This is a genomic window from Anditalea andensis (genome assembly GCF_000714815.1).
GTDB lineage: Bacteria > Bacteroidota > Bacteroidia > Cytophagales > Cyclobacteriaceae > Anditalea > Anditalea andensis.
This window is the reverse complement of sequence record NZ_JMIH01000004.1, coordinates 1-25,752: the sequence shown is the minus strand read 5'-3', so window position 1 is coordinate 25,752 and position 25,752 is coordinate 1. Positions and strand designations below refer to the sequence as shown.

General features: G+C 41.0%; 21 protein-coding genes. 10 read left to right on the top strand and 11 right to left on the bottom strand.

Annotated elements, in window-relative coordinates:
* Positions 1-159: 159 nt before the first annotated feature.
* The 5 genes from EL17_RS00335 to EL17_RS00310 all read left to right on the top strand — a co-directional run bounded on the left by EL17_RS00335 (position 160) and on the right by EL17_RS00310 (position 7,565).
* Complete coding sequence (locus EL17_RS00335; protein ID WP_035068515.1) at positions 160-1,455, top strand: DUF4861 domain-containing protein; 1,296 nt, start codon at positions 160-162, stop codon at positions 1,453-1,455.
* Positions 1,455-3,617, top strand: coding sequence for a hypothetical protein (locus EL17_RS00330; protein ID WP_035068513.1), 2,163 nt, complete (start codon positions 1,455-1,457; stop codon positions 3,615-3,617). The genes EL17_RS00335 and EL17_RS00330 overlap by 1 nt, the downstream gene beginning before the upstream one ends.
* Positions 3,618-3,927: 310 nt before the next feature.
* Positions 3,928-5,334 (top strand): glycoside hydrolase family 28 protein, encoded by a 1,407-nt coding sequence (locus EL17_RS00325; protein WP_035068511.1) that lies wholly within the window; start codon positions 3,928-3,930, stop codon positions 5,332-5,334.
* A gap of 24 nt (positions 5,335-5,358) precedes the next feature.
* On the top strand, positions 5,359-6,681 hold the full coding sequence (locus tag EL17_RS00320) for a TolB-like translocation protein (RefSeq protein ID WP_035068508.1): 1,323 nt from the start codon (positions 5,359-5,361) through the stop codon (positions 6,679-6,681).
* Positions 6,682-7,361: 680 nt separating this feature from the next.
* On the top strand, positions 7,362-7,565 hold the full coding sequence (locus tag EL17_RS00310) for a hypothetical protein (RefSeq protein ID WP_051719676.1): 204 nt from the start codon (positions 7,362-7,364) through the stop codon (positions 7,563-7,565).
* Between the two features lie 156 nt (positions 7,566-7,721).
* On the opposite strand, the gene EL17_RS00305 is transcribed toward EL17_RS00310, so the two are convergent.
* Entirely contained in the window at positions 7,722-10,142 is a 2,421-nt protein-coding gene (locus tag EL17_RS00305; protein ID WP_035068500.1) for an ABC transporter permease, read from the bottom strand.
* A 355-nt stretch (positions 10,143-10,497) separates the two neighbouring features.
* On the bottom strand, positions 10,498-11,445 hold the full coding sequence (locus EL17_RS00300) for an alpha/beta hydrolase family protein (RefSeq protein ID WP_205623504.1): 948 nt from the start codon (positions 11,443-11,445) through the stop codon (positions 10,498-10,500).
* 91 nt (positions 11,446-11,536) lie between these two features.
* On the opposite strand from EL17_RS00300, the gene EL17_RS00295 reads away from it, so the two are divergent.
* From EL17_RS00295 to EL17_RS00280, 4 genes are read left to right on the top strand one after another with little or no spacing between them, the layout of a single operon-like run.
* Positions 11,537-11,860 (top strand): ArsR/SmtB family transcription factor, encoded by a 324-nt coding sequence (locus tag EL17_RS00295; RefSeq protein ID WP_035068498.1) that lies wholly within the window; start codon positions 11,537-11,539, stop codon positions 11,858-11,860.
* A gap of 4 nt (positions 11,861-11,864) precedes the next feature.
* Entirely contained in the window at positions 11,865-12,332 is a 468-nt protein-coding gene (locus tag EL17_RS00290; protein ID WP_035068496.1) for an SRPBCC domain-containing protein, read from the top strand.
* Between the two features lie 10 nt (positions 12,333-12,342).
* Positions 12,343-12,732: a DoxX family protein gene (locus EL17_RS00285; RefSeq protein ID WP_035068494.1), complete on the top strand. Its 390-nt coding sequence runs from the start codon at positions 12,343-12,345 to the stop codon at positions 12,730-12,732.
* Positions 12,719-13,363, top strand: a complete 645-nt coding sequence (locus tag EL17_RS00280; protein ID WP_035068492.1) for a YdeI/OmpD-associated family protein — start codon at positions 12,719-12,721, stop codon at positions 13,361-13,363. Before EL17_RS00285 ends, EL17_RS00280 begins: the two co-directional genes overlap by 14 nt.
* Before the next feature lie 148 nt (positions 13,364-13,511).
* On the opposite strand, the gene EL17_RS00275 is transcribed toward EL17_RS00280, so the two are convergent.
* From EL17_RS00275 to EL17_RS00240, 8 genes are all read right to left on the bottom strand, one after another.
* Positions 13,512-14,438 (bottom strand): alpha/beta hydrolase family protein, encoded by a 927-nt coding sequence (locus tag EL17_RS00275; protein ID WP_164674881.1) that lies wholly within the window; start codon positions 14,436-14,438, stop codon positions 13,512-13,514.
* A 797-nt stretch (positions 14,439-15,235) separates the two neighbouring features.
* On the bottom strand, positions 15,236-17,629 hold the full coding sequence (locus EL17_RS00270) for an ABC transporter permease (protein WP_035068487.1): 2,394 nt from the start codon (positions 17,627-17,629) through the stop codon (positions 15,236-15,238).
* Between the two features lie 367 nt (positions 17,630-17,996).
* Positions 17,997-18,587 carry a class I SAM-dependent methyltransferase gene (locus tag EL17_RS00265; protein ID WP_051719699.1) on the bottom strand — a complete coding sequence of 197 codons (591 nt, stop codon included), beginning with the start codon at positions 18,585-18,587 and terminating at the stop codon, positions 17,997-17,999.
* 438 nt (positions 18,588-19,025) lie between these two features.
* A complete protein-coding gene (locus tag EL17_RS23775; RefSeq protein ID WP_035068485.1) occupies positions 19,026-19,565 on the bottom strand; it encodes a hypothetical protein in 540 nt (179 codons plus the stop codon).
* A 210-nt stretch (positions 19,566-19,775) separates the two neighbouring features.
* Positions 19,776-20,483: a DNA alkylation repair protein gene (locus tag EL17_RS00255; protein ID WP_035068482.1), complete on the bottom strand. Its 708-nt coding sequence runs from the start codon at positions 20,481-20,483 to the stop codon at positions 19,776-19,778.
* Between the two features lie 223 nt (positions 20,484-20,706).
* Complete coding sequence (locus EL17_RS00250; protein ID WP_035068480.1) at positions 20,707-21,264, bottom strand: AAA family ATPase; 558 nt, start codon at positions 21,262-21,264, stop codon at positions 20,707-20,709.
* Between the two features lie 160 nt (positions 21,265-21,424).
* Positions 21,425-22,285, bottom strand: a complete 861-nt coding sequence (locus EL17_RS00245) for a penicillin-binding transpeptidase domain-containing protein (RefSeq protein WP_035068477.1) — start codon at positions 22,283-22,285, stop codon at positions 21,425-21,427.
* Positions 22,286-23,477: 1,192 nt separating this feature from the next.
* The gene (locus EL17_RS00240; protein ID WP_051719675.1) at positions 23,478-23,834 is read right to left on the bottom strand and encodes a winged helix-turn-helix transcriptional regulator; all 357 of its coding nucleotides are present in this window, start codon (positions 23,832-23,834) and stop codon (positions 23,478-23,480) included.
* Positions 23,835-23,961: 127 nt separating this feature from the next.
* Here EL17_RS00240 and EL17_RS00235 point away from each other — a divergent pair, with 127 nt between their 5' ends.
* Positions 23,962-24,714, top strand: coding sequence for an SDR family NAD(P)-dependent oxidoreductase (locus EL17_RS00235; protein WP_035068475.1), 753 nt, complete (start codon positions 23,962-23,964; stop codon positions 24,712-24,714).
* Between the two features lie 112 nt (positions 24,715-24,826).
* Here EL17_RS00235 and EL17_RS00230 read toward each other — a convergent pair whose 3' ends face one another.
* Entirely contained in the window at positions 24,827-25,153 is a 327-nt protein-coding gene (locus EL17_RS00230; RefSeq protein ID WP_035068472.1) for a hypothetical protein, read from the bottom strand.
* Positions 25,154-25,752 lie beyond the last annotated feature (599 nt).

Genomic DNA, 25,752 nt, shown 5'->3' with positions numbered 1-25,752 from the left:
GTTTATTGATTATAAACAAACAGAAAGCATCGGAATCCTTGTATTGAAGCAGATAGGATAAAATGATATAGTCCCAATAAAATCAAGGGAATGAAGATGTCATTGGGCCTATTTTAGACTTTTCTATAGGTAATTCATCATTTTAAAATAAAAATCATCATGAAATTTCACCATACCTTATTCCCCATCTGCCTGATCGCTTCTTTGATTTCCTGTCAAACAGGTACGCAGGAGGAAAATGCAGGTCAAACCATAACGCTTACCAATAATGCTGATATAAACCTCACTGACAAGGGTATAAGCGTACAGCGGGGGCAATTGAATATTGAAGAAAACAAGTACCCCTCCATCAGGGATGCCGCGGGAAATTTGGTACCTGCCCAGCTGGACGATGTGGATGGTGATGGAGATTGGGATGAGCTTTTTTTGGTCACTGATTTTTCAGCAGGGGAAAGTAAATCTGTGACCCTCGAATGGGTGGACAATCCTCACGAGTTTACTATCAGGACCAGTGTGAGGTTTGGAAAGCGGGAATCCGCTGACGAACCCGTGCAGCCCAGAACAGAAGACACCTTGCCAGCAGATGGTCTGCCGAGAAGTGTGGGGTACCAGCCATATCAGACTGATGGCCCTTCCTGGGAAAATGATAAGGTAGGTTTCCGTCATTACTTTGATGGTAGAAATTCCAAGGATGTATTTGGAAAGAAAACTGCAGAAATGAGCCCAGAAGATGTTGGCATCAGTGCCACCGGAGCGGTGGAAGATAATTACCATGTGATGGAAGACTGGGGTCGGGATATACTTGCAGTGGGCAATTCCATCGGACTGGGAGGTATAGCACTGCTGATCAATGATCAACCTGCCCGTATAGGGGTAACGGTAGAGGATGCCGTCAACAATGTAGAAAGCAGCACCTTCCGCATTCTTTCAGAAGGCCCGGTAAGGTCTATCATGACTTTTGCGTACAGCAACTGGGAAACCAATGGACGCAGCTATTCAAACATCGAAGAAAGGGTAAGCATCATGCCAGGAATGTATGCTTATAAGAATGAGGTGCGTGTTCAGGGAATGCAGGGTGATGAGCATCTGGCTATCGGTCTGGTCAATATCCATAATGATAATCCGCTAAGAGAAATCACCGAGTTCGATGACTGGATGGTCCTGATGACCCATGACGAGCAGACCTATGATAAGGAATGGTACCTGGGTATGGCCCTGATCCTTCCTAAAAGTGAATATATTGAATGGGTAGAAGCTCCCAAATCAGGAGTGCTGAGCAATACATACCTGGCCAAAATGAGAACCGCGAATGACAGACCGATTGCATACTACTCGGTGGCCGCATGGGAGCTGAGTGATGAGAAATTTAGGGACGCTGATAATTTTGAGCAGTACGTAATAGATCTGGTGGCCCATTTAGAAGCGGATGTAAGTATAGAGATAAATAAATATTGATGACAACCAAGCCCCATATTTCCTTTCTTCTGCTTTTGGCTATTTCCATTCTAACACTCGCGTGTATGTCTGGGGGAGAAGGAGTGGAAAAGATCGACCGTAAGGCTTTGGTCAGCCGGCACAATGTGGTGCTTACTGAAGTGGATACCCTTTCATCCCTGACAGTAGGCAATGGCGAGTTTGCCTATACGGTGGACGTAAGTGGATTGCAGAGTTTTTATGAGCACTACGAAAGAGGAGTATCTCTGGGCACCCAGACCCAATGGGGATGGCATGCCTTTCCCAATACCGAAGGCTATGAATGGGAAGAAATACTGCAATATGACACCTCTGCCACGGGGCAGGTGATCCCTCATCCAGTCCAGCATAAAGAAGGCAGGAAAAAAGAAGTAACGGATTACTTCAGGACCAGTCCACACCGGCTCCACCTGGGTATCATCGGTTTGGAATTGGTGAAGAAAAATGGTGACATCGTCCAAGTCCATGATCTCCAAAACATCCATCAGGAACTGGATCTGTGGAAGGGTAAAATTACTAGCACTTACGAAATAGAAGGAGAACCGGTAATGGTGGAACTGGTCAGCCATCAGGAAAAAGAAGGGATCGCCGTCAGGATCACTTCAGATTTGATGAAGGACGGAAGAATTAAGGTGAATTTTAAATTTCCTTATGGATCAGGTTGCCATGTCTGTCCGGGATATGACTGGACCCAGCCGGAGAGCCACAGTTCTATATTAACTGATATCAATGACCGCCAGGTGATGATAGAGCGCCAACTTGACAGCACCACGTACTATACGCAGGTGGCTTGGGGAGAGAGGGGGGAATTTAATGAAAGAACCAAGCACCATTTCGAATTGCTGCCAGATAGTAATGGAGATCAATTTGAATTTTCTGTGTTTTTTGAGCAGTCAAATACGGGAGTTGAAGATAATACCTACAAGTCAATTGAAACCAATTCTATCGTTCGATGGGAAGAGTTTTGGACGGCTGGAGGAGCGATAGATTTCTCCGAAGCTACAGATGATAGGGCGGCTGAACTGGAGAGAAGGGTTGTACTTTCTCAATACCTTACCAAAGTAAACTGTGCGGGATCTCTGCCCCCCCAGGAGACAGGGCTGACGATGAACAGTTGGTATGGCAAATTCCATATAGAAATGCACTGGTGGCATGGTGCCCACTTCCCGTTGTGGGGAAGGGCTCATCTATTGGAGAGGAGTCTGGGTTGGTATTTTGAAGTGCTGGATAAGGCACAGGTCACCGCCAGCAGACAGGGCTTCGAAGGTGCCCGCTGGCAAAAGATGACGGATCCCTATGGAGATGAAAGTCCTTCCAGCATAGCTGCCTATCTTATCTGGCAGCAGCCCCATGTCATCTACTTTGTAGAGCAACTATACCAGCTTCAGCCGGATAGGGAGCATCTGGAGAAATACAAAGAACTGGTTTATGAAACCGCTGACTTTATGGCATCTTTTGCCCAGAAAAGCGAGGATACCGGCCGATATCATTTGATAGCCCCATTGATCCCCGCTCAGGAATTATTTCCGGCTAATGCCACCGATGACCCTCCATTTGAATTGGCTTATTGGCACTATGGCTTATCTGTAGCCCTAGATTGGCAAAAGCGCCTGGGTGAGTCACCTGATCCTAAATGGCAGGAAGTTTTGGATAATCTGGCTCCATTGCCCGTGAAGGATGGGCTTTATCTTCCGAGTTCCACCCATCCAAATGCCTATGTGGATGAATTTTACCTGCATGATCATCCGGTGGTGCTGGGAGCCTATGGCATCTTGCCCAAAACAGAAATGATCGATCGCCAGATCATGAAAAATACGTTGGAGAAAATTCTAGAGATCTGGCAGTGGGAAAGCACCTGGGGCTGGGATTATCCCATGATCGCCATGAATGCCGCCAGAATGGAGATGCCGGATACAGCCATAGATGCCCTCTTTATGGGAAAACAAAAGAACATCTATTTGGCCAACGGACATAATTATCAGGATGAAAGATTAAGAATCTACCTCCCCGGAAACGGAGGTCTGCTCACTGCCGTAGCCATGATGGCGGCTGGCTGGGAAGGGGCACCTGAAAGGCCAAATCCAGGATTTCCCAATGATGGTCAGTGGAAGGTGAAGTGGGAAGGGTTGAATAGAATGCAGTAACTAGTATCATGTAGCAAGAAGCTGATGAAATGATGTCAGTAAACATTCGTGAAAGGAATCATGAAGGTAATAAGCTTAAATTAAGATAGGAAATCCATCCCACAAACGATGTCCTTTTGATCAGGCCTTTTTGGGATGAACGGAGACAACTCATACGGTGAATAAATTCGTAAGAGAGACTTTTCTCCATCCCAGTCGGGCTGTTTACTTCACAAAATTATTGTCAAGGTAACAGATTTTGAGTGAGGATTTTATATAACCAAACCATAACTCGTCTTAACGATACTTAATTAATATAGCATAATAACTGATGAAAAACTTATTCCTTTTAGGCCTACTGGTATTAATTGGGTGCAAGCCATCTATGACCACCGAAACTACCGATGGCTGGGATATGCTGGAGGAGATCCGTGCACAGATCATAGCACCCCAATTCCCTGACCATAACTTTCTGATCACTGACTATGGCGCCGTAGAGGGAGGGGAGACCAAAAGTACCCAGGCATTTACAGATGCCATAGCAGCCTGTCATGAGGCAGGTGGAGGCAGGGTGGTGGTGCCCGCCGGCGTATATCTTACAGGAGCCATTCACCTGCTGTCCAATGTAAACCTCCATCTGGAAGAAGGCGCCACTATACAGTTCAGCAGGGATCCCAAAGACTACCTGCCGCTGGTCTTTTCACGCTGGGAAGGCATGGAGCTGATGAATTATTCCCCTTTCGTATATGCCTATGAGCAGGAAAATATAGCCGTAACAGGATTGGGAACACTCGATGGCAATTCGGATATGGAGAACTGGTGGCCCTGGTGTGGAGCAAAGAAATTTGGTTGGGAAGAGGGGATGGGAAAGCAGACCCCTGCCAGGAATCAGCTCCATCAGATGGTGGCGGATGAAGTTCCTGCTACGGAGCGTTTATTCGGTGAAGGTCACTACCTCCGTCCGCAGTTTGTACAGTTTTACAAATGCAAAAACATCCTGATCGAAGGGATCACGCTGATCAATTCACCGATGTGGAACATCCACCCGGTGCTAAGCGAAAACATCACCGTGGATCGGGTTAGGATCATCACATTAGGCCCCAACAATGATGGCTGCAATCCCGAAGCCTGTAAAAATGTTCTCATAAAGGATTCCTATTTCGACACCGGTGATGACTGTATAGCCATCAAATCAGGCCGGAATGAAGACGGCAGGAATATCGGCAGGCCGTCTGAAAACATCATCATAGAAGGCTGTGAAATGAAAGAAGGACATGGAGGGGTGGTCATCGGCAGTGAAATCTCCGGTGGGGCCAGAAATATCTTTGCCCAGGACCTGATCATGAGCAGCCCAAACCTGGATCGCGTACTGCGAATAAAGACTTCCTCCAAAAGGGGAGGGGTAGTGGAAAATGTATATATGAGAAATGTCAGTGTGGGGACTTATAAAGAAGCTGCTGTGCGCTTTAATATGTTCTATGAAGAGGAAGGCGACCATATTCCCACTATCCGAAACATTTATGTAGACAACCTGCATGTCGAGGACGGCGGCAAATATGCAGTTATGATCAATGCTTATGAATCCTCACCGGTGGTGAATTTCCAGATGACCAACTCTTCTATCAATGGCGTGGAGATTCCTTTTAAAACCAACTATTTTACCAACTCCATATTCCAAAATGTACTGATCAATGGGCAAAAGGTGGATAGCTTACAGCAGACAGAAGATTTAAAATAATATTCCCAAATAACGAACGAGTTTATGCAATTCAATAAAGAAAAGATAGTAGCAACTATATTTCTATTGATTTTCAGTTTATCGGTTTGTCAGGCCCAGATAGGCAAGCGGTTTCCATCAGAGCGCAAGGTGGTCAAGGATCCGGTGACGGGAGTTGACCTGGTGTTCCTGACCAGTGCGCCCCACGGAGATTCCAAGATTTACCCTACCCATGCGCAGTGGACTTCAGACGGGGAGTGGCTGATCTTCAGATCCAACAGGGTCAAAGGAGAAGCCATGGCGGTAAATGAAAAAACAGGTGACATCGTTCAGGTCACGGAAGGAGGATTCACGGGAATGCTGACCATCGCTAAAAAGTCTATGAAGCTTTACTTCATGAGAAGGACTGATAACGGAGGTATTCAGGTAATGTCAACTGATCTGGAAAGACTGTTTAAAGACAGTGCTTCAGGTAAATTGAAAAAAGCACCCGATTACCAGAAAGTTCACGGTACGATACCATCCGAAATTGGGGCAGGTGTGGACATGGCGCTGGATGCTGACGAAAGGCAGATCTACTTCAGAGTTGGTAAGGAAGAGGCCGGCAGACATTTGCCTGAGGGGGTAGAGGTGCAGCCAAATTTCGGTCCCCGCAATATGGGGGCGGGCCCCGGGGGCATAGCTAAATTTGACCTAAACACGGGTAGTGTAGAACATGTAATTTCAGTACCCTTCCAGGTGGGCCATATCCAGTCCAATCCCTGGATGCCGGGGGAGATTGTCTTTTGTTGGGAAACAGGGGGGAAGTCACCGCAGCGTACCTGGACAGTGATGGCAGATGGTTCCGGACTTCGACCGCTCTATCCGGAAGCGGATTTTGAATGGGTGACCCACGAGGCGGTGATATCCAAAGATGAAGTGGCCATGGCAATTATGGGACATCGTGATATTGAATTTGCCGAAAATAAAGACGATTCACCAGACGCACAAAATCCGGGTCAAGAGAAGTCTTGGGGTCCATCCGGCACCCGAGAAAAACCCACGGGTCTGGCCATTGTCAACCTCCGCACCAGAGAGATGCGCATAGAAGGACAGACCGAAAGCGGCAGCGGCCTATGGCATGTCCATGGATCACCTGATGGCAAATGGGCAGTGGGGGATGATTTCTCCAGGAGCATCTATGTCATCAACAGGGACACCAAAAATATGAGAATGATCTCCACCGGCCACAAGACCACCGCTGCAGACCATCCGCACCCCACCTTTCACAAGGATGGTAAAAAATTCCAGATCCAATCCGCCATGCTTTCCGAAGATGACCGATCGATGAATATCTGTGTGATTACTATTCCAGAAAACTGGTATTGAGGATGTTTTATGTCCGATGTCGGATGAAAAAAAGAACGGGATTTGCTAGACGGAAGACAGAGAAGCCAATAACTGTGCCGTGGGTACGGAATATTAAAACGGTTCCACAAAAATACAACCTGACTGTATTTAGGGAAGACCGCAGCCTGCCTACCGTCAAAGGTAGGACAGAAAACCGAAACAAATACATTCTAACTTTTTAGTCATAAAGTAATAATATATCCTAACACTTTTGTATTTTGATTAAAATGGCCTCCCGTGCGGTCAAAATAGTCGAAATGCAATTTGACTAACCTCCGCGACTTCCTTTGCAGGTTGGCGACCCCGACTGGGGTCAAACTTCTTAATAGCCCCCGGTGAAACCGGGGGTTATGATTTTATATAATTTCAACAACCCCGAATGGGGGTTGAACTTAATCCGGTAAATGACATTACAATATTGAAGTAGATGCAATCTGCATATCTCATCTACCACGCCTACACTATGGAAAGAGGTAGCAAATAAAAAGTGCCACAAAGGCACCAAGGAACAAAGATAAAATCTTAGTGTCTTAGTAACTTTGTGGCTCAAAATCTTTTTAAGAGATTTAGCAATATAAATTACTATCATTTATGTGCATCCTTAACTTTGATATATAGCAAAGGTAGATATTATACGGAACAATCTGATTGATAAGATTATGTTAATCCGAAATGAGGATTTCCTCTTTGCTCTTGATAAGTTAATTTCAACAGGGCCTTTTGCAAAGGAACTGGTTGGTCTCATAGAAGAGCAGGAAATGATGTTACAGATGTCGGAAGATGATATTCTGCAAGACCGTACCATCCCCGAAAGTTCTCTAAAGGCAAAAACAGAAGAATGGCTAAAAAATCATAAAGGCTAATTCAATGGACCGAAACAGCTGAAAAGCAATTTAATTAGGTAAGTTACCTATGCACTAAATGCCACGAAATAGAAGCCGATAGACTACAAACAGGAGTATGTTGGAGTATTATTGCCGTCATTCAGAATTTCATGCTTATAAAGTTTTTAAAGCCTTTTACTCATCAGTCAAACTATCCACGGGATTAGCCATGGCGGCACGAATGGCCTTAGATCCCACCGTAAAAGCCGTAATGAGCAGAGACATCACCATGACCGATAGGAATAAGCCAATTGAAATCGGCGTTTTGTAAGCAAAAGATGCCAGCCATTCCTGCACCATAAAATATGCCAATGGGATGGCAATCAGGAATGCCAAAACTACCATCAGGATAAATTCTTTAGATAGCATCACTGTAATCTGGGTGATAGAAGCACCAAGCACTTTTCTGATACCGATTTCTTTGACTTTTTGGCCTACCATAAAAGAAACCAATCCATACAGACCAATGCAGGAAATCAGAATAGCTAAGACAGCAAAAATCTTGTAAACCAAAGCTAGCTTCTGCTCACTTTCGTAAAATGCGGCAATAGACTCATCCAAGAAACCTGCACTGTAAATCTGCTCAGGATATATTTTCGTAAATTTATCCTGGATGGCACTCATTGTAGATTTGTCTGATGTATTGTCCAGCCGAACAGCCACTTGGCTGTAATTTGATTTCTCTGTTGTAATCACCAACTGTTTGATTTCTTCCCGAAGAGAATTGACCGTAAAGTCTTTCACCACCCCGGTTATGGGTACCCAATTCCCGCTACCTCCCAGCCGGATGGTCTTTCCGATAGCTTCCTCGGGAGATGGTATTAATAGCTTCCTGGCCATCGCCTCATTGATCACCACATTCCTGATCGTATCACTTAGGGGGTAACCTTGGCCAGCCGAAAATTCCATTTCATACAAATCAAAATAAGCTGCATCTGCAAACTTCAGGAAAGCAGGAAAGGTGACATCTTCATTTTTGTTATCAAAATAAAAATTGGAGGCGGAGTTGTTTCCTGAAGAAGGTACATCAGATGCGAGACTAGCTCCTTTAATGCCGGAGATGGTCAATAATTCCTGCTTAAACCCTTCTATGCGTACATTATTGTGATTGTCTGAGGGCACTTCTATAAAATAAATAGCCTCTTTATTAAAGCCAAGATCGGTATCCTGAATCAGGTTCATCTGCCGGATGGCTATCACTGTTCCGATCATAAGTATCTGGGCAATGGCAAACTGGAGTACTACCAAGCTCCGGCGTATGGAGACTCCGCCGATCTCTGCTGCCAGAAACCTGGTCTTCAATGCCTTAACCGGCTGGAATTTTGATATGATCAGTGCAGGGTAAAATCCGGAAAGCAAGGTCAGAATCAACACTAAAGAAAACATAAATAATAGGATGTCTGGATTCAGAAAACTGATGGTGTCCGGCACATCTGCGATTTTGTCCAAAAATGGGAGCAAAATATGGGCTAAGCCAAAAGACATCAAAGAGGCTATTACTACAGTCAGGAAGGTTTCTCCAAAAGATAGCACGGCTATTTGAAATGTAGAACTACCCATGACTTTACGGACGCCGATTTCTTTGCTTCTTCCTATGGACTGAGAAGTACTGAGGTTGACAAAGTTGATTGAAGCCATGATTAGAATAAAAATACCAACAATAATCAAGGTCTGAATGGTGGATTTTCGGATCAGCTTTCCGCTGAGCGGTTCAAAGATCGGATCGAAATGGATGTCGCTCATAGCTTGCAAGTGATGGGTCCTGACAGATGTTCCCCTACCTTCAAAAAACTTTTTGGAAAAACCTTCCAATTGGGTTTGAGCTACATTAAGGTCTTCATCTTGATCCATCAACACATATACTTGGAAATTACTGCCGGTACTTCCCCATTCCTCTAGGTCATACCCAAATTCATCTTTATGAGAGCGGAGGGTTTCATAGGAAACCATTATGTCAAATTTGAAATTGCTGTTTTCCGGTATATCCGCCACCACTGCTCCCACCATCAAAGTCACTCCGTTGGTCAGTTGAAGCACTTTGCCCTGGGCAGTTTCCCAGCTTCCAAAAAATCGGTCAGCTTCTGATTGTGTAAGCAGAACATTGTCAGGCTGATCAAGTAAGTCTGCGCTTCCTGCTTTAAACTCCAGATCAAAAAGTAGGGGATATGCAGATGTGGAGAAAAACAGCTGCCCGGTTTTATATTTCTCTAAATGGTCTACACTGTTTTCTTTCAATATATTGACCTGCACATCATGGTGAGAAATCACGGGTACTACTTCTTTAAAATTGAGCTTGTCGGCCATCAAAGCATCTGGTACAGGGTAGGCCACTCCTGATGTGTAGTCAGTGATGTTTTCATAGTTATCATGGGTGACTATACGATAGATTTGTGAAAAATGAGTATGAAACTTGTCATAGCTTAGTTCATATCGCACCACCAAGAACAACATCAAAGCGGCCGTTATCCCTATGATGAGTCCAGATATATTGATCACTCCGATCCATTTGCTGCGGAAGAGGGAACGCCAGGCAATTTTAAAGTAGGTTTTGAGCATTTAGAAAATTAATTATTCCACCGCACATGAACCACATTAATGCCATCAAAAATGTAGCAAAAAACGAAGAATGGCAGGATTACATCTTTTGTGGAATATCCAAATCGGGCAATATCGTCCGCTTTCGGGCGAATTTGATTTTACCGAATTGTTTCTTCCCTTCATGTGTCATTACTTGAATAAGAATAGGTTCCGCTATTAGGGGGCAGTTCATTATTTTTTTGGAAACATGTCTGTACAAATTATTATATGTCACGCATAAATAATGAAATATAGGTTCATAGCCATGTTTTTAAACTTTATAGTAAAGTGTTATAAAGGGACTTTTGCAGGGTAAAATGAGAATGTTCTATCTTTAAAACATATTTTTCTTTTCCATCTTCCATTCTGAAGCCTGTGATAGCCCTGCATGAGTGCCCGTAAACAATTTACCGGCTTTCTCATCTTTCTTTAGTTGCCATAAATACCATGCAGTAGCTACCCGGGCAAATTCCCCTCCGTTTGGCTGCGCATAGGTTCCTCCATGGCCTACATCCATATTGGCTACCACTATGGGAACATGATCTATCCTGTTGAAATCATCCATTCCATTATTATAGGCAATATCAGATTCACCCCCTAATAAATACAGGGTAGGGGAATGCAGTTTTTTCAGATGGGCTTTATCAATATCTGGCATTCCTGTCCTCCCCTGACCTGTATCGGGAAGGACTCCACTGTTGCAGATGACTGTTGTAGTTACTCTGGGGTCAGGGGCGGCTTCCAAAGCTTGCAGTCCACCGCAGGACATGCCGCTTACAGATATATTGGAAGTATCTATCTTTCCAAAAAAAGGGCTTTCCGGATCTTCATTCTGCGCAATAGCCCAGTCGATGGCATCGATCAAAAGGGAACTTAGAGACTTTTCTTCTCTCTTGTCCCCTTCCCCGGGCATAGGGCCTATGGCCACCACCAGAAATCCATGAGAGGCTACCTCATTTAAGAAGTTGACATGTTCCCAAGGAGAGTTGGCACAGGCTCCATTTCCCCATGCTATGATCGGTAATTTATCCCTTTCGCCAAAAGGGTAGAGGTTCTGAGGTCTGAATAGAGTATGGGTGGGTAATGTGGGATCCATTTCCATGATGGCATGGAAGGGACCCGTCCCCCCATCTTCTATAACGCCCTGTTGTCTTTGCTGGCCAAAGGATGGTAGTGAAAATAATAAGCAGATCATAAACAAAGCTACAGGGGGCAACGCCAGTTTTATATTCCTTTGGCTATATAGGCTGATCAGCATGGGATATTCTTTTATATGGTTCACTTTAAAATGTTTAGCGGTGAAGATACAAAAGATTGATAAAATTTGCGTAGTTATATGACTTCATTTATATTTGTAGTCAAATGACTACGTGATGAAGTCCAGAAGAGATGTGTTTCAGGCCATATCAGATCCTACGAGGAGGGCCATTCTTATATTATTGGCTACCCAGTCACTGACAGCAGGGAGCATTGCATCAAATTTTGATACAGCCAGACCGACTGTTTCCAAACACCTTCAGATACTGACAGAATGCCGATTGGTAAACCAGGAGCAACAGGGGAGGGAGATCTTATATCATCTCAATGCTGATAAAATAAAAGAAATTGAAGATTTTATTGAGCCTTTCAGGAGGCTATGGGATGAAAGGTTTAATAAATTAGAACAGGTGATGAAATCTTATCCATCTAAAAAATAGACATATGGAAGGGAAAACCATTGTAAATGCACAAAAAGGGGTTCAGGAAATAATCATTACCCGAACTTTTGACCTTCCCGTCGAATTACTTTATATGGCCTATACTAAGGCCGATCTGATAGAACAATGGATGGGCAACAGGGTCCTTAATCTGGAAAACAAAACCCACGGATCTTACCGGTTTGAAACCAGGGATAAACATGGCCAAGTGCTGTTCAGAGCAAACGGGACCATCCATCAGGTCATAGAAAACCAAAACATCATCCGCACCTTTGAAATGGAAAATACAGGCTTTCCTGTTCAGTTGGAATTTCTGGATTTTGAACCTATTCATCCACGAGCCAGCAGACTGAATATGAAAATCATATTCAAGTCTATAGAAGATAGGGACAATATGCTCAAGCTTCCATTTGTCCAGGGCATTAATATGGCGCACTTAAGGTTACAAAATATAATCGAAAAAAAGTTGTAATTCCTTTGAAATGAAAAAGAAAGGCAAAATTATTTATTGGGTGTCCACCATTTGGTTATGTTTGGGAATGGCTTCTACCGGTATAGTTCAAGTGGTACACTTGGACGAGGAAATGGTCAAAATGAATATGCTGGGCTATCCATCCTATTTTGTGTCCATCATCGGCATATGGAAGCTTCTTGGTACAGTGGCGGTATTAGTTCCAGGTTTCCCAAGGCTCAAAGAGTGGGCCTATGCCGGGTTCTTCTTACTGATGTCCGGGGCGGTTTTTTCCCATCTGGCAGTAGGAGATGAAGCCTATGAATTTTTCGGCCCAGCTTTGATACTCCTCCTGATCTTTGTATCTTGGTATTTCAGACCCTTAACCAGAAAGTTAGCTTCCCCTGATGATGAAAATTGAGATGAACCCCCAGGTGGATAAATACCTCATTGATGGCTGCATGCGGTGCAAATATGGCGGCACATCCCTGTGCAAAGTCAATAGTTGGAGAACAGCTATAGAACTGCTCAGGCAGATAGTTTTGGAAACGGGGCTGAAAGAGGAAATAAAATGGGGCTCACCCGTATATACCCATCTTGGAAAAAATATTGTCTCGGTTGGAGTATTGAAGGACGGTGCCATCATGGGATTTTTTAAAGGGGCATTATTATCTGACACACATAAAATGCTCCAGCAGCAAGGAAATGTTCAGTCCGGCAGAATTATCAAATTCACCCGGGAAGAGGACATTGAAAGAGTCCAGGAGGTTTTGAAGGCTTACATCCATGAGGCTATAGGTATTGAAGAAAGCGGCATGAAGGTAGCAATTAAGGCTAGGCCAGAACCGATTCCTGATGAGCTCCAGCAGGCCTTCGAATCTGACCCGGTATTTAAAAAAGCCTTTTATAATTTAACTCCGGGACGGCAGAGGGGATACATCATCCATTTTTCCCAACCCAAACAGGCGCAGACAAGAAGGGGAAGAATAGAAAAATTAAAAAATCAAATTTTAAACGGTATAGGTCTACATGATCAATATAAAAGCAGATAACAGAGACCTGGTTATTGACTAAACATTAATACCTGTTTTAGACATTTTACAATTGCAAAATATAAAAAAAGCAGCCCAGCATCATAGCTGTAATGCGCGGGAGTTTCCGTTATATATCAATTTATTTGGAAATATATAGGGTTGGATTTTAGTCGAATAATCTTAAAGTCCATTGAATAAATTCAACCTCATCTACAATCGACCATGAATGGGGATGTCTGAGTCCACTGCTTCTGTAGCCAGGAACTTTAGCGGTCTTAAATTCTGCTTTGTCATTACCATTTAATAGTAATCGATTGATTAGTTCGGAAGCTGTTAATTGGTTTGTGTCGTACAAACTTCTTCTCCTTTCTTTCAATTGCCATTCAACATCTATGTCCTTATAGAGTCTTACAGGAACATCCAATAAAAATTTTTCATTGCCGAGACTTTTAAGATTTGAATTAAATGGAGTCAGTCGGTCATATCTTTCTGCATTCGTTTCAGGGGTGCCTATTTCCCTTTTCATAATTTCTATCACCTGGTTTGCCTCAAATACCCCGGCAGAAGAATAGTTTTTTTCAATCTCTCTATGGAAGTAATTCCAAATATCAAAAAGATCAATGGGTGAGTCAACGGTAAACACCCCTTTGGGAACAATTGGAAATCGGGAAGGATTTTCTTTGCAAAACTCCACATACCTTAAAGAAATAGTACCGCCTGCCGAAAACCCGCCTATTAGAAATTTGGTTTTGTCCAGTGATGGGTTTTTTTCTAAAAGGTCATATAAACCACGGTTTATTTTATCCACTACGGATTCATCCGCGTAAATTTTTTGGCCCCCTGCTATTGCCATAGTCAGTATGCCATTTCCGTAAGCAACATTAAATAATTTTGATTCAGGAAAAATGTTTTCAGGCATTTCTCCATATCCGGGTAAGAGGACTAACACACCTTTTATCTCTTTATCTGAAGGTTTAAGTAAGATGTAGTAATCCTCAGGATCTTTGTCATTAAACGAGACTTTCTCAAACGTCTGTCCATAGGTGTTTTGGAAAATAATATGTAATAGTATCAATAGATATATGCGTTTCATATTGCCCATTTAATCATTCAATGCCTGGATGTCTTTATAATACTTAAATTACCCCCTATATCTAATATGTTTCCCTTTATTTCTTCAGCTCTTTGGAATTTCTGTTTGGTCATGCACCGTGTCTGAAGCTATCATAAAACGGCTTGTGGGGCTGCTATGGTATATAAGAGTGAGGCAGTATAAAAATACTTATTTTTTTCTATGCTTAGCCATAAATATCCCGATTTTAAATATAGGATACGCCGACTTTCTGACCGAATGGACGGTCGCATTTTAAGACTTCCTTGCTACCAGCTATAAGTAGAAACTTTAACAACGCCATGTTAATCCGTATAAGAGATTTCTCCACTCCGGTAGCTGGGATGTTCAATGGGTGTACATATAGGATTCCGCTACACTAAGTTTCGGTCAAAGGGATGTACTGTGGTAGGAGGTCTTTGGCCTGGTGTAAGGGATCGGTAGAGGGTACATTCAGAAGTATCCCCTATAAGCCGCCCTTACCATCCCATATTTTTAAGAAACACATAGAATGCTATGACGATATTTATGCTTTCAAAGTCCTACCCCTTAAGGGGACCATTGTTTTTGGCAAGCCTGAACGGGGTTGAAATTTTTGGTATACGTTTTAGGCCGTATCAGCCAGTACCACCAAACGGTATCTATATTCATTTTAGTACCTGGAGGAGGAAGCGCAGAAATCTCAGCTCAGTGTTCAAAATCCTTCGCAGAGACATTTACTAGGTACCGCCTCGATGTGACTAGGGTAGATGGGAGGTCATGAAGACCTCGTAAGTATACTATTCAGTTTTTAAGTTACGTACCGGATTGGCTACCGCTGCACGAAAAGCTTGACCACTTACGGTCAATAAAGCTATGAATAAAGCTACTATACCCGCAGCTAAGTACATCCACCAATGCACCTCAATTTTGTAGGCAAAATTTTGCAGCCAGCTGTTCATTGCCATTATAGATAACGGTGTGGCTACTACTATGGCTACAAGGACTAGTTTAATGAAATCTTTAGAAAGCAAACCCAGTAAACTGAGCACGGAAGCACCTAGGACTTTTCTAATTCCTATTTCCTTTGTCCGCTGTTCAGAAGTATAGGATGACAGTCCAAATAGCCCCAAACAAGCCAAGAGTATGGTGATAAAGGACAATATCTTAAGAATTTTGTTGACCCTAACTTCATTTGCATACAGACTGGCATAGGTTTCATCCATAAATTGATACGAAAAAGGTCTATGAGGGGCTACTTCCTTCCATTTATCCTCCAGAAAAGTGAGGGTCTCCGGAAGATTATAACCCAATGTCTTTACGATAATGATGTTAGACCAGCCTTCCGGAAATAGAACCAATGGGGCAATAGGATTATGAAGGGAGGCAAAATGAAAATCTCTGACCACTCCTTTTACCTTTCCTGGGCGGGACTCATCCAAAAAAAGGCTTTGGCCTATAGCCTCCTCAGCTGTCCAACCTAATATGTTTGCTGCGGATTCATTGATGATAAATCCGAAGGTGTTTTTGGTAGGGTCTTCATGCGATACATTTTCAATATCCTGGATAGATAGGTCTTCTCCAGCTATGAGTTCTAATCCACAAGCGCTGATGTATGCTTCATCGATGGGATTGGCAGTTACACTTAGTGATTGCGCAGCTTCCATGCTATTGCTATACATGGAATAGCCCCCTCTGATGTTTACAGGTGTTTCATAGGCAAAGGAAACTGCTTTGATGTTGGGATGTTTCTTTAATTCAGCTTTGACGAAGGCTTGCTTTTCACGGATTTTTTGATCAGCGTTTAAGATAATTGAATGATCCCTGTCATATCCTAAATTTTTGTTTTGGATATAATTCATCTGCCTTTGCATGATAAATGTGGCAATGATCAAAAAAACAGTGACCATAAACTGAAATACAAACAGGGATTTTTTAAGCCATATACCCGATGGAGAACCTTTAAAATTTCCCTTTAGGACTTTTACCGGGATGAATTTTGACAGGATCATGGCAGGATAGCTTCCCGCTAGCAGGGAAATGCAAGTCATCAACACCAACATGCTCAATAATACGGCAGGATGGAAAAGCCTTACAAATGGAAGTTCCCTGTCGATCAAATGATTAAATGATGGCAGCAGTAGCCATACCAAACCAATGCTTGAAAGCAGAGCGATTAGCGTAAGGAAGGTGGATTCTCCTATAAACTGCCAAAAAACATGGCTTTTACCTGCTCCTGTTGCTTTACGTATGCCCACCTCCTTTGCTCTTTCCAGTGTCCGGGCCGTCCCTAGATTGATATAGGTAAAACATGCTATTAAAAGTGTAAGCAATGCTATACCTCCTATAATATATAGATAGGTAATGTTGCCATTTGGCTCAAAGCCCTCATGTGGGGAATAGAGGTGAATCTTTGTAAACGGCTCCAATTCATAATTTAAATAAACACCTGCTTGGTCAGCCATTTCTTTTTCCATGAAGGGCCCTATTTTTTTTTGAAGACTGGAAATAGAGTTTTCATCTTGGAGTAAGAGATAAGTGGTGTAATTGGCATTCCAGTAGGTTCGCTCATGTTCAGGTCCCAGATTAGAAAATGCTGCAATAAAATCAAATTTTATTTGGGAATTGGAGGGATTGTCTTCTACAATCCCCGTGATCAGGTAATCTGTCTGATTGGCCCCGATTTCGAGTATTTTGCCTATAGGATCCTCATTTCCAAAATACCTTTTGGCAGTGGAGGCGGAAATTACCAGTTTTTTCGGAGCATCCAACACCTCCTTTTCAGCACCGGACAATAATTTAAAAGATGGAAAAACCTCGAAAAAAGTAGCATCGGCAAAGATAAATTTTTGATTCAGGGATATGTCATCGCCAAACTTAACTAAAGCATTGGACTTCATCATTCGTACGCCATTTTCTACCTCAGGGAAATTTTCCTTGAATGCAGGCAAAACCTTTGCACTAGTATAGTTTCCTTTTTGTGGTTCGGTGTCCCCAATGCTGTATTCCATGATCACCCTTACTATTCTACCCGAATTGGAATGGAATTTATCGAAACTTAATTCATATTGAAGATATAAAACCATCAAGAGGCAACAGGTCATTCCTGTTATCAAGCCTAAAAGATTAATTGCTGAGGCGGTTTTGTTTTTAAACAAATTTCTCCAAGCGATCTTGATGTAATTTTCTAACATAGATGGATGGTTTTGCGGAATTATATTCCGAACATGGATGATTGGTACATGGCATATTCAACCTATATGCCAAATTAAAAAAATACTTCTAATCCTTATATAATGCGTTTAATGGAGATAGTAGGGCCACAAATCCGAACAATAAAGACCGTAGACGGACAAATTTAAATTTGTACAGGACAAAAGCCATGACCTGTGACCGGAGGGAGCGGAAAAATCTCAGCTACATGCTATTCTTCCTTAATAAAGACCTCTGCCGCCACAGCGGATCTAGGGGACCTACTGCCAGGCAAATGAGGAAACGGAAGGACATTGAAAATTTTGCCTGCACAGCTGATTTACTTTGGCAGTGTCTGGTGTATGACATTCAATTTTTTCTAACTATCATAAATACATGTTTTTCTGGGTATTGATCAAGCTCTAAGTGTCTGCATTCACAGTTGCAATCCATGATAATACTTAAATTTCCATTAATACCGATTGTACTATAGGGGAACTTGTCGTTTTGCCAGTCACTTTCATGTGCTCCATATCCATCTCCAAAGGTATAAGCCAGGACACCATTTTTTTGGAGCATACCGCAGAGTTTAGTGAGCACAGGATAATGCATCGATAAGGGTAAATGAAATATACTGTCCCATGCTATAATAAGGTTGTACTTTTTATCAGTATCCCATTTACATATGTCAGCAACATGAAATTGGGCAGATGGATGATTGGCCTTTGCTAGGGCTATCATTTTTGCTGAAGGGTCAATTCCAGTTACCCTAAACCCATTGTGCTCTATACTATTTATTATTCTACCCCCACTACCACATCCCACGTCCAGTGCTGAACCGCCGGATCCACAGTAAGCCATCGCCTTCTCAATCTGGCTTAACCCATAAGTGGATTCACGATGATAATCATGCCACCATTGAGCTATTTTATCATATTTATCTCCGATGTTATCATTCATATTTATGGACCATTTTATTGAACAGGATTGATATTGCCATTTTTTTGATTGAAAATTGTCATGTTCATTTAATTTTATATTATATAGGCTAGGATATCTATTGGTACACCGGTAAGGTCCTGATTGCCGCTTCAAAACTTTTTACTTGTCAACCAATTCAGTAAGGTTTCCCTTAGACCTAGCTTTTGTGCACTTATTCTGTCCTATCCTTACACGTATAAAATGAGCCAGCCTCTCTTTGTCTAATTAATATTATTACCCCTTTCCCAACTAATTTGCTAAATCAGTACTTACGGTATTTATAGAACAATGATTATTTTTGTAATATTCACGATTTGTGATTTTTCCATTGTCAGTATAAAGAAGCACAGTTTTAATCTGTATGTCATCAAGTCTGAGAGCATTTTGTTGAATAGGGTTTTGATCCTCCATTCTGAACTAAGTGAACAAATCTCTTGGAGGTATTTTTAAGTTGTCACTATAAGTGCTCATTGTCCAATAGACAATAATGGAGTGGGTCATATGGAAAATAGAGAAAAGTAAGCTAGGGATTAATAAGTGCCAATAGGAGAATTTAAAGTTAAAATAATAAGTGTGTCCCATCAAACTTATTCCCAACAGCCAAATGATAGGTGTATATGCTGGAGCTGTAAATCCAAATATACTTAAGCTCCACCAACTATTGGGTGCGTAAATCAAGACAAGCCATGAAATAAAATATAAAGCGCATCCAATTAGATACACTTTTAATCCCAGCCTACCATTCTTTGAATTAATGTCAAATTGTATTGCTATCGCCAGAATAAATATAGAGATTCTAAATAGGTTTTCTCCTATGAAAACAAATGACGGTACATGACTATTAAAATTAATAGGTTGATATGCTATAGGTAATTTAGGTGTCAGTAAAATATTCCATATCAAAATCGGTATGGTTAAAATAAAAGCATTGGAGGTTAATTTTTTAGCGACATTCATGAATAGACATTAGGTGCTTATTATTGCCAATTTAATACATCTGATCATTATTCCTTTTCAAATTTGAATAGGCATGTGTTCCTTTTCTTCTAAATGAGGGGAAGGACTAAGATGTTATTTTAGTCTGACTTTCTGCATTGCTGTTAAGCCTACTGGAGTAATTCCGAAGTTTGTATTGAGCTGTATGTATATAGTGTTATCTTATCGATATTATTTTTTCATTGCTTCAGCTTTCATGTTTTTCGGCATTTTTTCAATAGCATATCTCAATGCTGTACGAGGCATAATAGATTTATTTTTTATTACAAAATCAAATATTTCCCGCTGGTTTGCTTCACTGGCAGCTTTTAACATCCATCCATACCCTTTTTGTACCAGATCATCTTTATCCACTAGTAGAATAGCCGCTATTTCCAGTACATCGTTTAGAAATTCACCTTTTCTGGCCGGTATAATCAATGAAACAGATGAGGCCCGCCGCAGCCACCTGTTATCCGATTTAGCAAATATTTTTAACCTATGCATGTACGCTGGGTATAACTCTATAAACTTACCCATGGTATGATTGCAGAATGTGTCACAGGATGCCCAATTATTGACATATTTATTTATCCATTTTTCAAATAGTTGAAAATCATCAGGTTGGAATTTTTCATGTAGATAGTATGACCAGTTGCAGGCAATAATAGATTCTTCAAAAAAACCTGATTGCCATAAAATTTCACAGAGGTCAAATATGTCTGATTTTGGTAGAAATTTTATTTGGTTAAAATATTGCTTACTGATCTTATTTACAACGGGCATCTTGACGCCATGAAACTTTATGGTTTCCTTGAAAAAACGCTGACTTGTCACCTGAGTTTTTTCATCCATACTTTGCCTCAAATCTTTTCGGATTTCATCCAGGATATCTATCATTTTGAACACAATTTCTATCTATAGTTACGGCTTCATCGGCATCCGGCCATCACAAATTTTAACCCTAATTTAGGTATAAATAATCAATATTATCATATACCTTCCATGAACGTATCCGTAGTTTGAGGTCTTTCTAACTTATTGATAGGTATTATATGGGGCTTTTAAAATGTACAGTAACATAGGCAGATTTGGTCATCAAAGCTACCTAGTAGATCGGGTTTTAAAATTTTATAATATTCCTATGTTTCAGTTCGGAAAGTATTAGATTTAGTTTCTCATTTAAAGTTTTGTTTCCAATTATTTTCAAAACGGGATTTTTGGTCTGGGCTAACCATATATTATGAGCAGCTAAAGTCCTATTGGCAAGTCCGGTGGCGTAGTCATAATCGGCTGCCCAAGCGATAAAATCATTAAATTGGCGTGCTTTATTGGGGTCTGCATATAGTGAATCACCATATCTTTCTAATTCCCGCTTTTTTAGCCTTTCCATTCTTATTTCATGTGGTAGGTAGAGAAATATGATCAGGTCAAAATTAGGGAATATATTGTCTCCCCAATTTATAATTGAACCTCCTAATATCCAATTTTCTAATTTACTGATGTCATGGCCAATAAGTTGGTTTCTTTCGTTTGGCGTTCTTTTATGAGTGAAAGGGGGCTCTGTTTTTATCCAAAAATAGTCATCACTATCAAAATAAATGACTCCTAATTTTTTACCTAATAATTGTCCCAATGTGGTAACCCCACTCCCTGATGCTCCTAAAATATGTAGTTTCATTTTTTGTTTAGTTGGTTACATTACCTGGAAGCAGTTTGTTGTTTTTCGGAGAAACGGATGTAAGAGCATCCGCCATCTGGGATCAATACATTATTCGGATTGATACAAAGTAGGACGCCCAATTAAATTTCTGGCCATAGCGCTGATATAGGCTGGACTGCTATCTGATTATACGCAAGTCTTTAAATATTTTTTTTGTAATTTCTTTTCTGCAACTACCAAAATCAGACCTGTTCCTATTTCTATCTTGAAGAAGTCTTGTAGCAAAAATATAAGTGCCTCTTTTGGTTTCAATGTACCCTGCCCACCACCCTAAATTGATATCGTTTTCACGTGTCCAACCAGTTTTAGCACTAATGGTATAGTATTCTGTTTGTTCGACAATCATGACCTTTTTCACGATGTCCATGTGACGCTTAGAAAAAGGAAGCCTGTCTTCGTATAGAGCATGTAGAAATGCTACCATATTTTTTGGTGAAATAGCAAATGCTCCAAAATTCCAAAAGTCCTCATCTGTATGAGATAAATTATTGTTCCCATACTGTGACTTTGTGAGGTATTCTTTATAAGTGTCTTTTCCTATTCTTTTCGCAAGCTCAATAAATACCCAACCTGCAGATAGTTCAAAGGCTTCTTTTACTGGCATATCGTGATATATGTCAGGTCTGTATCCATATTTAACCGTATCTATACTGCCCATCCAGTTTACTATTTCGTTTTCATTCTTGATGGTATTAGTTTCTAGTGCAATTAATAAATTAATGATCTTAAAGGTAGATGCAGGAAGCGTTTCAAATTCTACCCCTACTGTATCTGATACCACCCACTTTTTACTTTCTATACCGTAAATCACTATTGAACCTTCTACTTCACAACTGTCGAAGTAACTTTTGAAGTTATCATGTATTTCCATATCGTTTATAACAGAAATATTGGATTGTTTTTCACCCTGTTTAGGTGGAGTACATCCATAAATAAACGATAGTATTGCAATAATAAAGGCTAGTGTTTTTGGTTTCATGTTTTTTTTTATCCTGACTAACGTTAAGAAAACCGAAGATTAACTCAGTTGATTTCGAGGCCAAGGTCATCGTTAGTGAAACCGAATTTATCAATTTGCTTCTTAATCCTTTTAACTAAACCCAATATTCTTTTTTGATACAGGAAGAGATATCCTTCGGGATGGATATAGGGAACACCCTTTAGTACCATATTCCAGATACTAACAGCCACTTTCCTAGCAGTAGCTCTGATAGCCAAAACCCTGTTTTTTCTTCTGCCTGGGGCGCTTTGGTCTGGACGCTTTCACAGCTGAATAAAGATCGAGGAAATCGGCATCCGCAAAGTACCGGGATCCAGTGTGGAAAATCATCCAAATGCTCTCTATTGAGTCTGCCAAAATGATATTCTAGGCCATTATCACCGCACTACCCGTAATCTAAGACCAGATTTCCAATTGGCTTGATAATTTTGTTTATAAAATTGACCTGAATTGGTGGTATTTTGTTGGGGTCGGGGTACTGACCATGCTGATAGCAATGTTGACTGTGAGTTACCAATGGTTTAGTGCTCAGCTTAACCAAAATACGGGTTATTTCTTTAAAATGACGAGCAGATTATTTTGAGTTAATTGAGCCTGTATAAAAATGGTGAGCTTGAAACGAGACCTGCATATACATGTTCTGTATAGGGCGATCAAGTTGTAAGAGAATATTTTTTAATCTTTTGAACTTTGGAGGGAGTACCGCTATTTGAATCCTCGTTTTGGAGCAGTGGGGGCATAGAAAGTAATGTACCTGCATCTTTTTACTTTGCAGCGGTTGAAAGCTGATTGGAGTCTGGCAGGAATGGGTATACAACTACTGCCTTACCAGTATCTCTGCAAAGCAGAAATCTCTCGACCAATAGGGAAGAAATGAAAAATGAATTCGGTAAAGAAATTCAATCGATAATAATTAGTGAATAATCCCTCTCAGGTAAAGTATCTATCGCTGAGTATGGTCCGTGAGTCATAGCAGGAACATGAACTTTTTATGACGCCCATTACTTGTCTCGCATGAATCTATATTGACTTAAAACGCAACCAGTAATCCAGTGAACCGCTCCCCATGAAAAACCGATAGACCCGTACCCTGAAAGCTATCTTGGTGATATGAATGGTGCAGCTTGAGCTTACGGCTATGATCCTCTAATCTACTGTTTCTCTGTACTGTTCAACTTTTGTTTTTTAATAATTCTATTTCCAGCTGTTTTTTGCCCCAATTGTGTAGATACTCGATAAACGGAATTAATTCCCGCCCTTTTTCACTCAATGAATATTCTACTTTTGGTGGTACTTCGTGAAACATTTTTCGGTTTATCAATTGATCTTCTTCCAACTCCCTTAAAGTCTGTGTCAGCATTTTTGTAGTGATATTAGGCACTGTCCTGCTTAATTCGCCATAACGCAATACGGTTTTGGAGTGCAAATACCATAAAATCATTCCCTTATATTTTCCTCCTATGCGCTTGAAGGCATAGTCAACTGCACACATCTGTGTTGTTTCGGATTTTTTTGATTTAATAGCCATTTTAATTAAATAGAAATAGTTGATAATCAATATTACATTCTTTTTGGTGTGTAAGATACAAATAAGTACATACTTGTAGCTAAGATATCTAATATTTAGGTTTGTTGTTCACTAATATAAATAAAAAATGGACTTAAAATTAAAAGACAAAACAGCTGTAGTCACAGGGGCATCCAAAGGAATTGGAGCAGGTATTGCAAAAGCATTTGCAAAGGCTGGTGCCAAGGTTGTAGTGAATTATGCTTCGGCAAAAGAAGATGCTAATAAAGTGGTTAATGAAATTAAGGAAAACGGTGGTACTGCCATAGCTGTTCAATGCGATGTTAAAAATTCGGCGGACGTACAAAGATTATTTCAGGAAACAAAAGATGCTTTTGGCGGATTGGATATTTTGGTAAACAACGCAGGTGTTTTCAAATATGAACTACTAGAAGAAGTTACTGAAGAGAGCTTTCATCTTCAATACAATACCCATGTTTTGGGTAATTTATTGTGTACCCAAAATGCAGTGAAAATGTTTGGTAATAATGGGGGAAGCATCATAAACCTTAGCTCTACGGTAAGTCTAAATCCTTTTCCAGGTCTTATAGTATATAGTGCGGTAAAAGCAGCAATAGACAATATGACCAAAACACTATCGAAAGAATTAGGGCCTAGAAAAATCAGGATAAATACTATTGCACCGGGGGTTACACAGACAGAGGGAAATTTAAGAATGGGTATAACGGGTGGTGATATGGAAAAACAAATGGTTTCAATGACGCCAATGGGGCGTGCTGGGCAGGTGCAGGATATTGCAAAGGTAGCCGTTTTTTTGGCTTCTGATGATGCGGGTTGGGTTACGGGCGAAAGGATTACTGTAGCTGGAGGCCTGTTGTAAACTTTCTTATTTTATAAAAAATGCTATCGGTTACGGGTAGCATTTTTTATCTATATTTTTTTTGTAAACTTGAAGACCGCGGTCCATTAGAGCCGCTCACTTCCAGCCACTCCTAAGTTATTATAGATACGGGTTCTATGCTATGAGTTTCAAAACGGAATAGCCTTTCTATTGGGCATATTTGATGAGGACCTATCTCTGGGTATAGCCGAAGGTAATCTTTTTCTTTTCTAGTATAAACAGCAGCTTGGTCTTTCCTTTGCCTGACATACCCTAGTCTTTTTTCCTTAACCGGGCCTGCCACATACTGGGCCTGCCAATGAAAAAGCTGTATGGTGATCGCATGATCAGGATACATCATGGTGGGAGGGAAGTGCTCCTCGGATTCGATCAGATCGATAAAGAGGAGTGCCAGATTTAGGTGGATGGCTACCACCACGTCCCGGTGGTAGGTTTTGGTGTCAATAATGTTCAGTCCTCAGGAGGCCATTATCTGGTCCCTGTAATAGCGCGAATGGACTAAACCGCCTTGTTAAAGATATATCTGGAGATACGGCCTTTGAAAAATCCTGTGTGATTGCTTTTGCTGTTAACTTGTTCTTTTCAAGCATTACCTAGGAAGGGTTCTCAAACTTGCTTATCTTCGCATTTTACTGTCCTTCAGTCAATTAAGGTGTCAAAATTCACATAAGTGGATGTATCAACAACTCCAGTCTGGGTGCGTTTCTGTATGTTTTCTTTTAGCATCTGCTAAATGAAAACATCACCTTAAAACGCTTTCAGAACCTGATTCCCATTTTTGAGTAAAGATTAATTTTAGATGGAAAGGATAGTATTATAATTCAGGCCGAAAACGATGCAAATGCAGTGTTACATTACTAAAATTTAGTAATCCATTTATTTGATTTTTCCACCTTACCGATTTGGCCACAGCAATAAAATCCACATATGATAGTTCATAAAACTCTAATGATAAAAGTTTGAATTCATGTATGCCCAGGATTTATTATCTAGGGCCATCAATTATACTTCAGCCCC

Excerpts from the sequence above, each read along its gene's own strand:
- EL17_RS00325 (WP_035068511.1), top strand. The coding sequence starts at position 3,928 with ATGAAAAACTTATTCCTTTTAGGCCTACTGGTATTAATTGGGTGCAAG.
- EL17_RS00240 (WP_051719675.1), bottom strand. The coding sequence starts at position 23,834 with ATGGCTATTAAATCAAAAAAATCCGAAACAACACAGATGTGTGCAGTT.
- EL17_RS00265 (WP_051719699.1), bottom strand. The coding sequence starts at position 18,587 with ATGAATGATAACATCGGAGATAAATATGATAAAATAGCTCAATGGTGG.
- EL17_RS00330 (WP_035068513.1), top strand. The coding sequence starts at position 1,455 with ATGACAACCAAGCCCCATATTTCCTTTCTTCTGCTTTTGGCTATTTCC.
- EL17_RS00320 (WP_035068508.1), top strand. The coding sequence starts at position 5,359 with ATGCAATTCAATAAAGAAAAGATAGTAGCAACTATATTTCTATTGATT.
- EL17_RS00290 (WP_035068496.1), top strand. The coding sequence starts at position 11,865 with ATGGAAGGGAAAACCATTGTAAATGCACAAAAAGGGGTTCAGGAAATA.
- EL17_RS00305 (WP_035068500.1), bottom strand. The coding sequence starts at position 10,142 with ATGCTCAAAACCTACTTTAAAATTGCCTGGCGTTCCCTCTTCCGCAGC.
- EL17_RS00270 (WP_035068487.1), bottom strand. The coding sequence starts at position 17,629 with ATGTTAGAAAATTACATCAAGATCGCTTGGAGAAATTTGTTTAAAAAC.
- EL17_RS00235 (WP_035068475.1), top strand. The coding sequence starts at position 23,962 with ATGGACTTAAAATTAAAAGACAAAACAGCTGTAGTCACAGGGGCATCC.
- EL17_RS00310 (WP_051719676.1), top strand. The coding sequence starts at position 7,362 with ATGTTAATCCGAAATGAGGATTTCCTCTTTGCTCTTGATAAGTTAATT.
- EL17_RS00335 (WP_035068515.1), top strand. The coding sequence starts at position 160 with ATGAAATTTCACCATACCTTATTCCCCATCTGCCTGATCGCTTCTTTG.
- EL17_RS00245 (WP_035068477.1), bottom strand. The coding sequence starts at position 22,285 with ATGAAACCAAAAACACTAGCCTTTATTATTGCAATACTATCGTTTATT.
- EL17_RS00255 (WP_035068482.1), bottom strand. The coding sequence starts at position 20,483 with ATGATAGATATCCTGGATGAAATCCGAAAAGATTTGAGGCAAAGTATG.
- EL17_RS00250 (WP_035068480.1), bottom strand. The coding sequence starts at position 21,264 with ATGAAACTACATATTTTAGGAGCATCAGGGAGTGGGGTTACCACATTG.
- EL17_RS23775 (WP_035068485.1), bottom strand. The coding sequence starts at position 19,565 with ATGAATGTCGCTAAAAAATTAACCTCCAATGCTTTTATTTTAACCATA.
- EL17_RS00280 (WP_035068492.1), top strand. The coding sequence starts at position 12,719 with ATGATGAAAATTGAGATGAACCCCCAGGTGGATAAATACCTCATTGAT.
- EL17_RS00295 (WP_035068498.1), top strand. The coding sequence starts at position 11,537 with ATGAAGTCCAGAAGAGATGTGTTTCAGGCCATATCAGATCCTACGAGG.
- EL17_RS00275 (WP_164674881.1), bottom strand. The coding sequence starts at position 14,438 with ATGAAACGCATATATCTATTGATACTATTACATATTATTTTCCAAAAC.
- EL17_RS00285 (WP_035068494.1), top strand. The coding sequence starts at position 12,343 with ATGAAAAAGAAAGGCAAAATTATTTATTGGGTGTCCACCATTTGGTTA.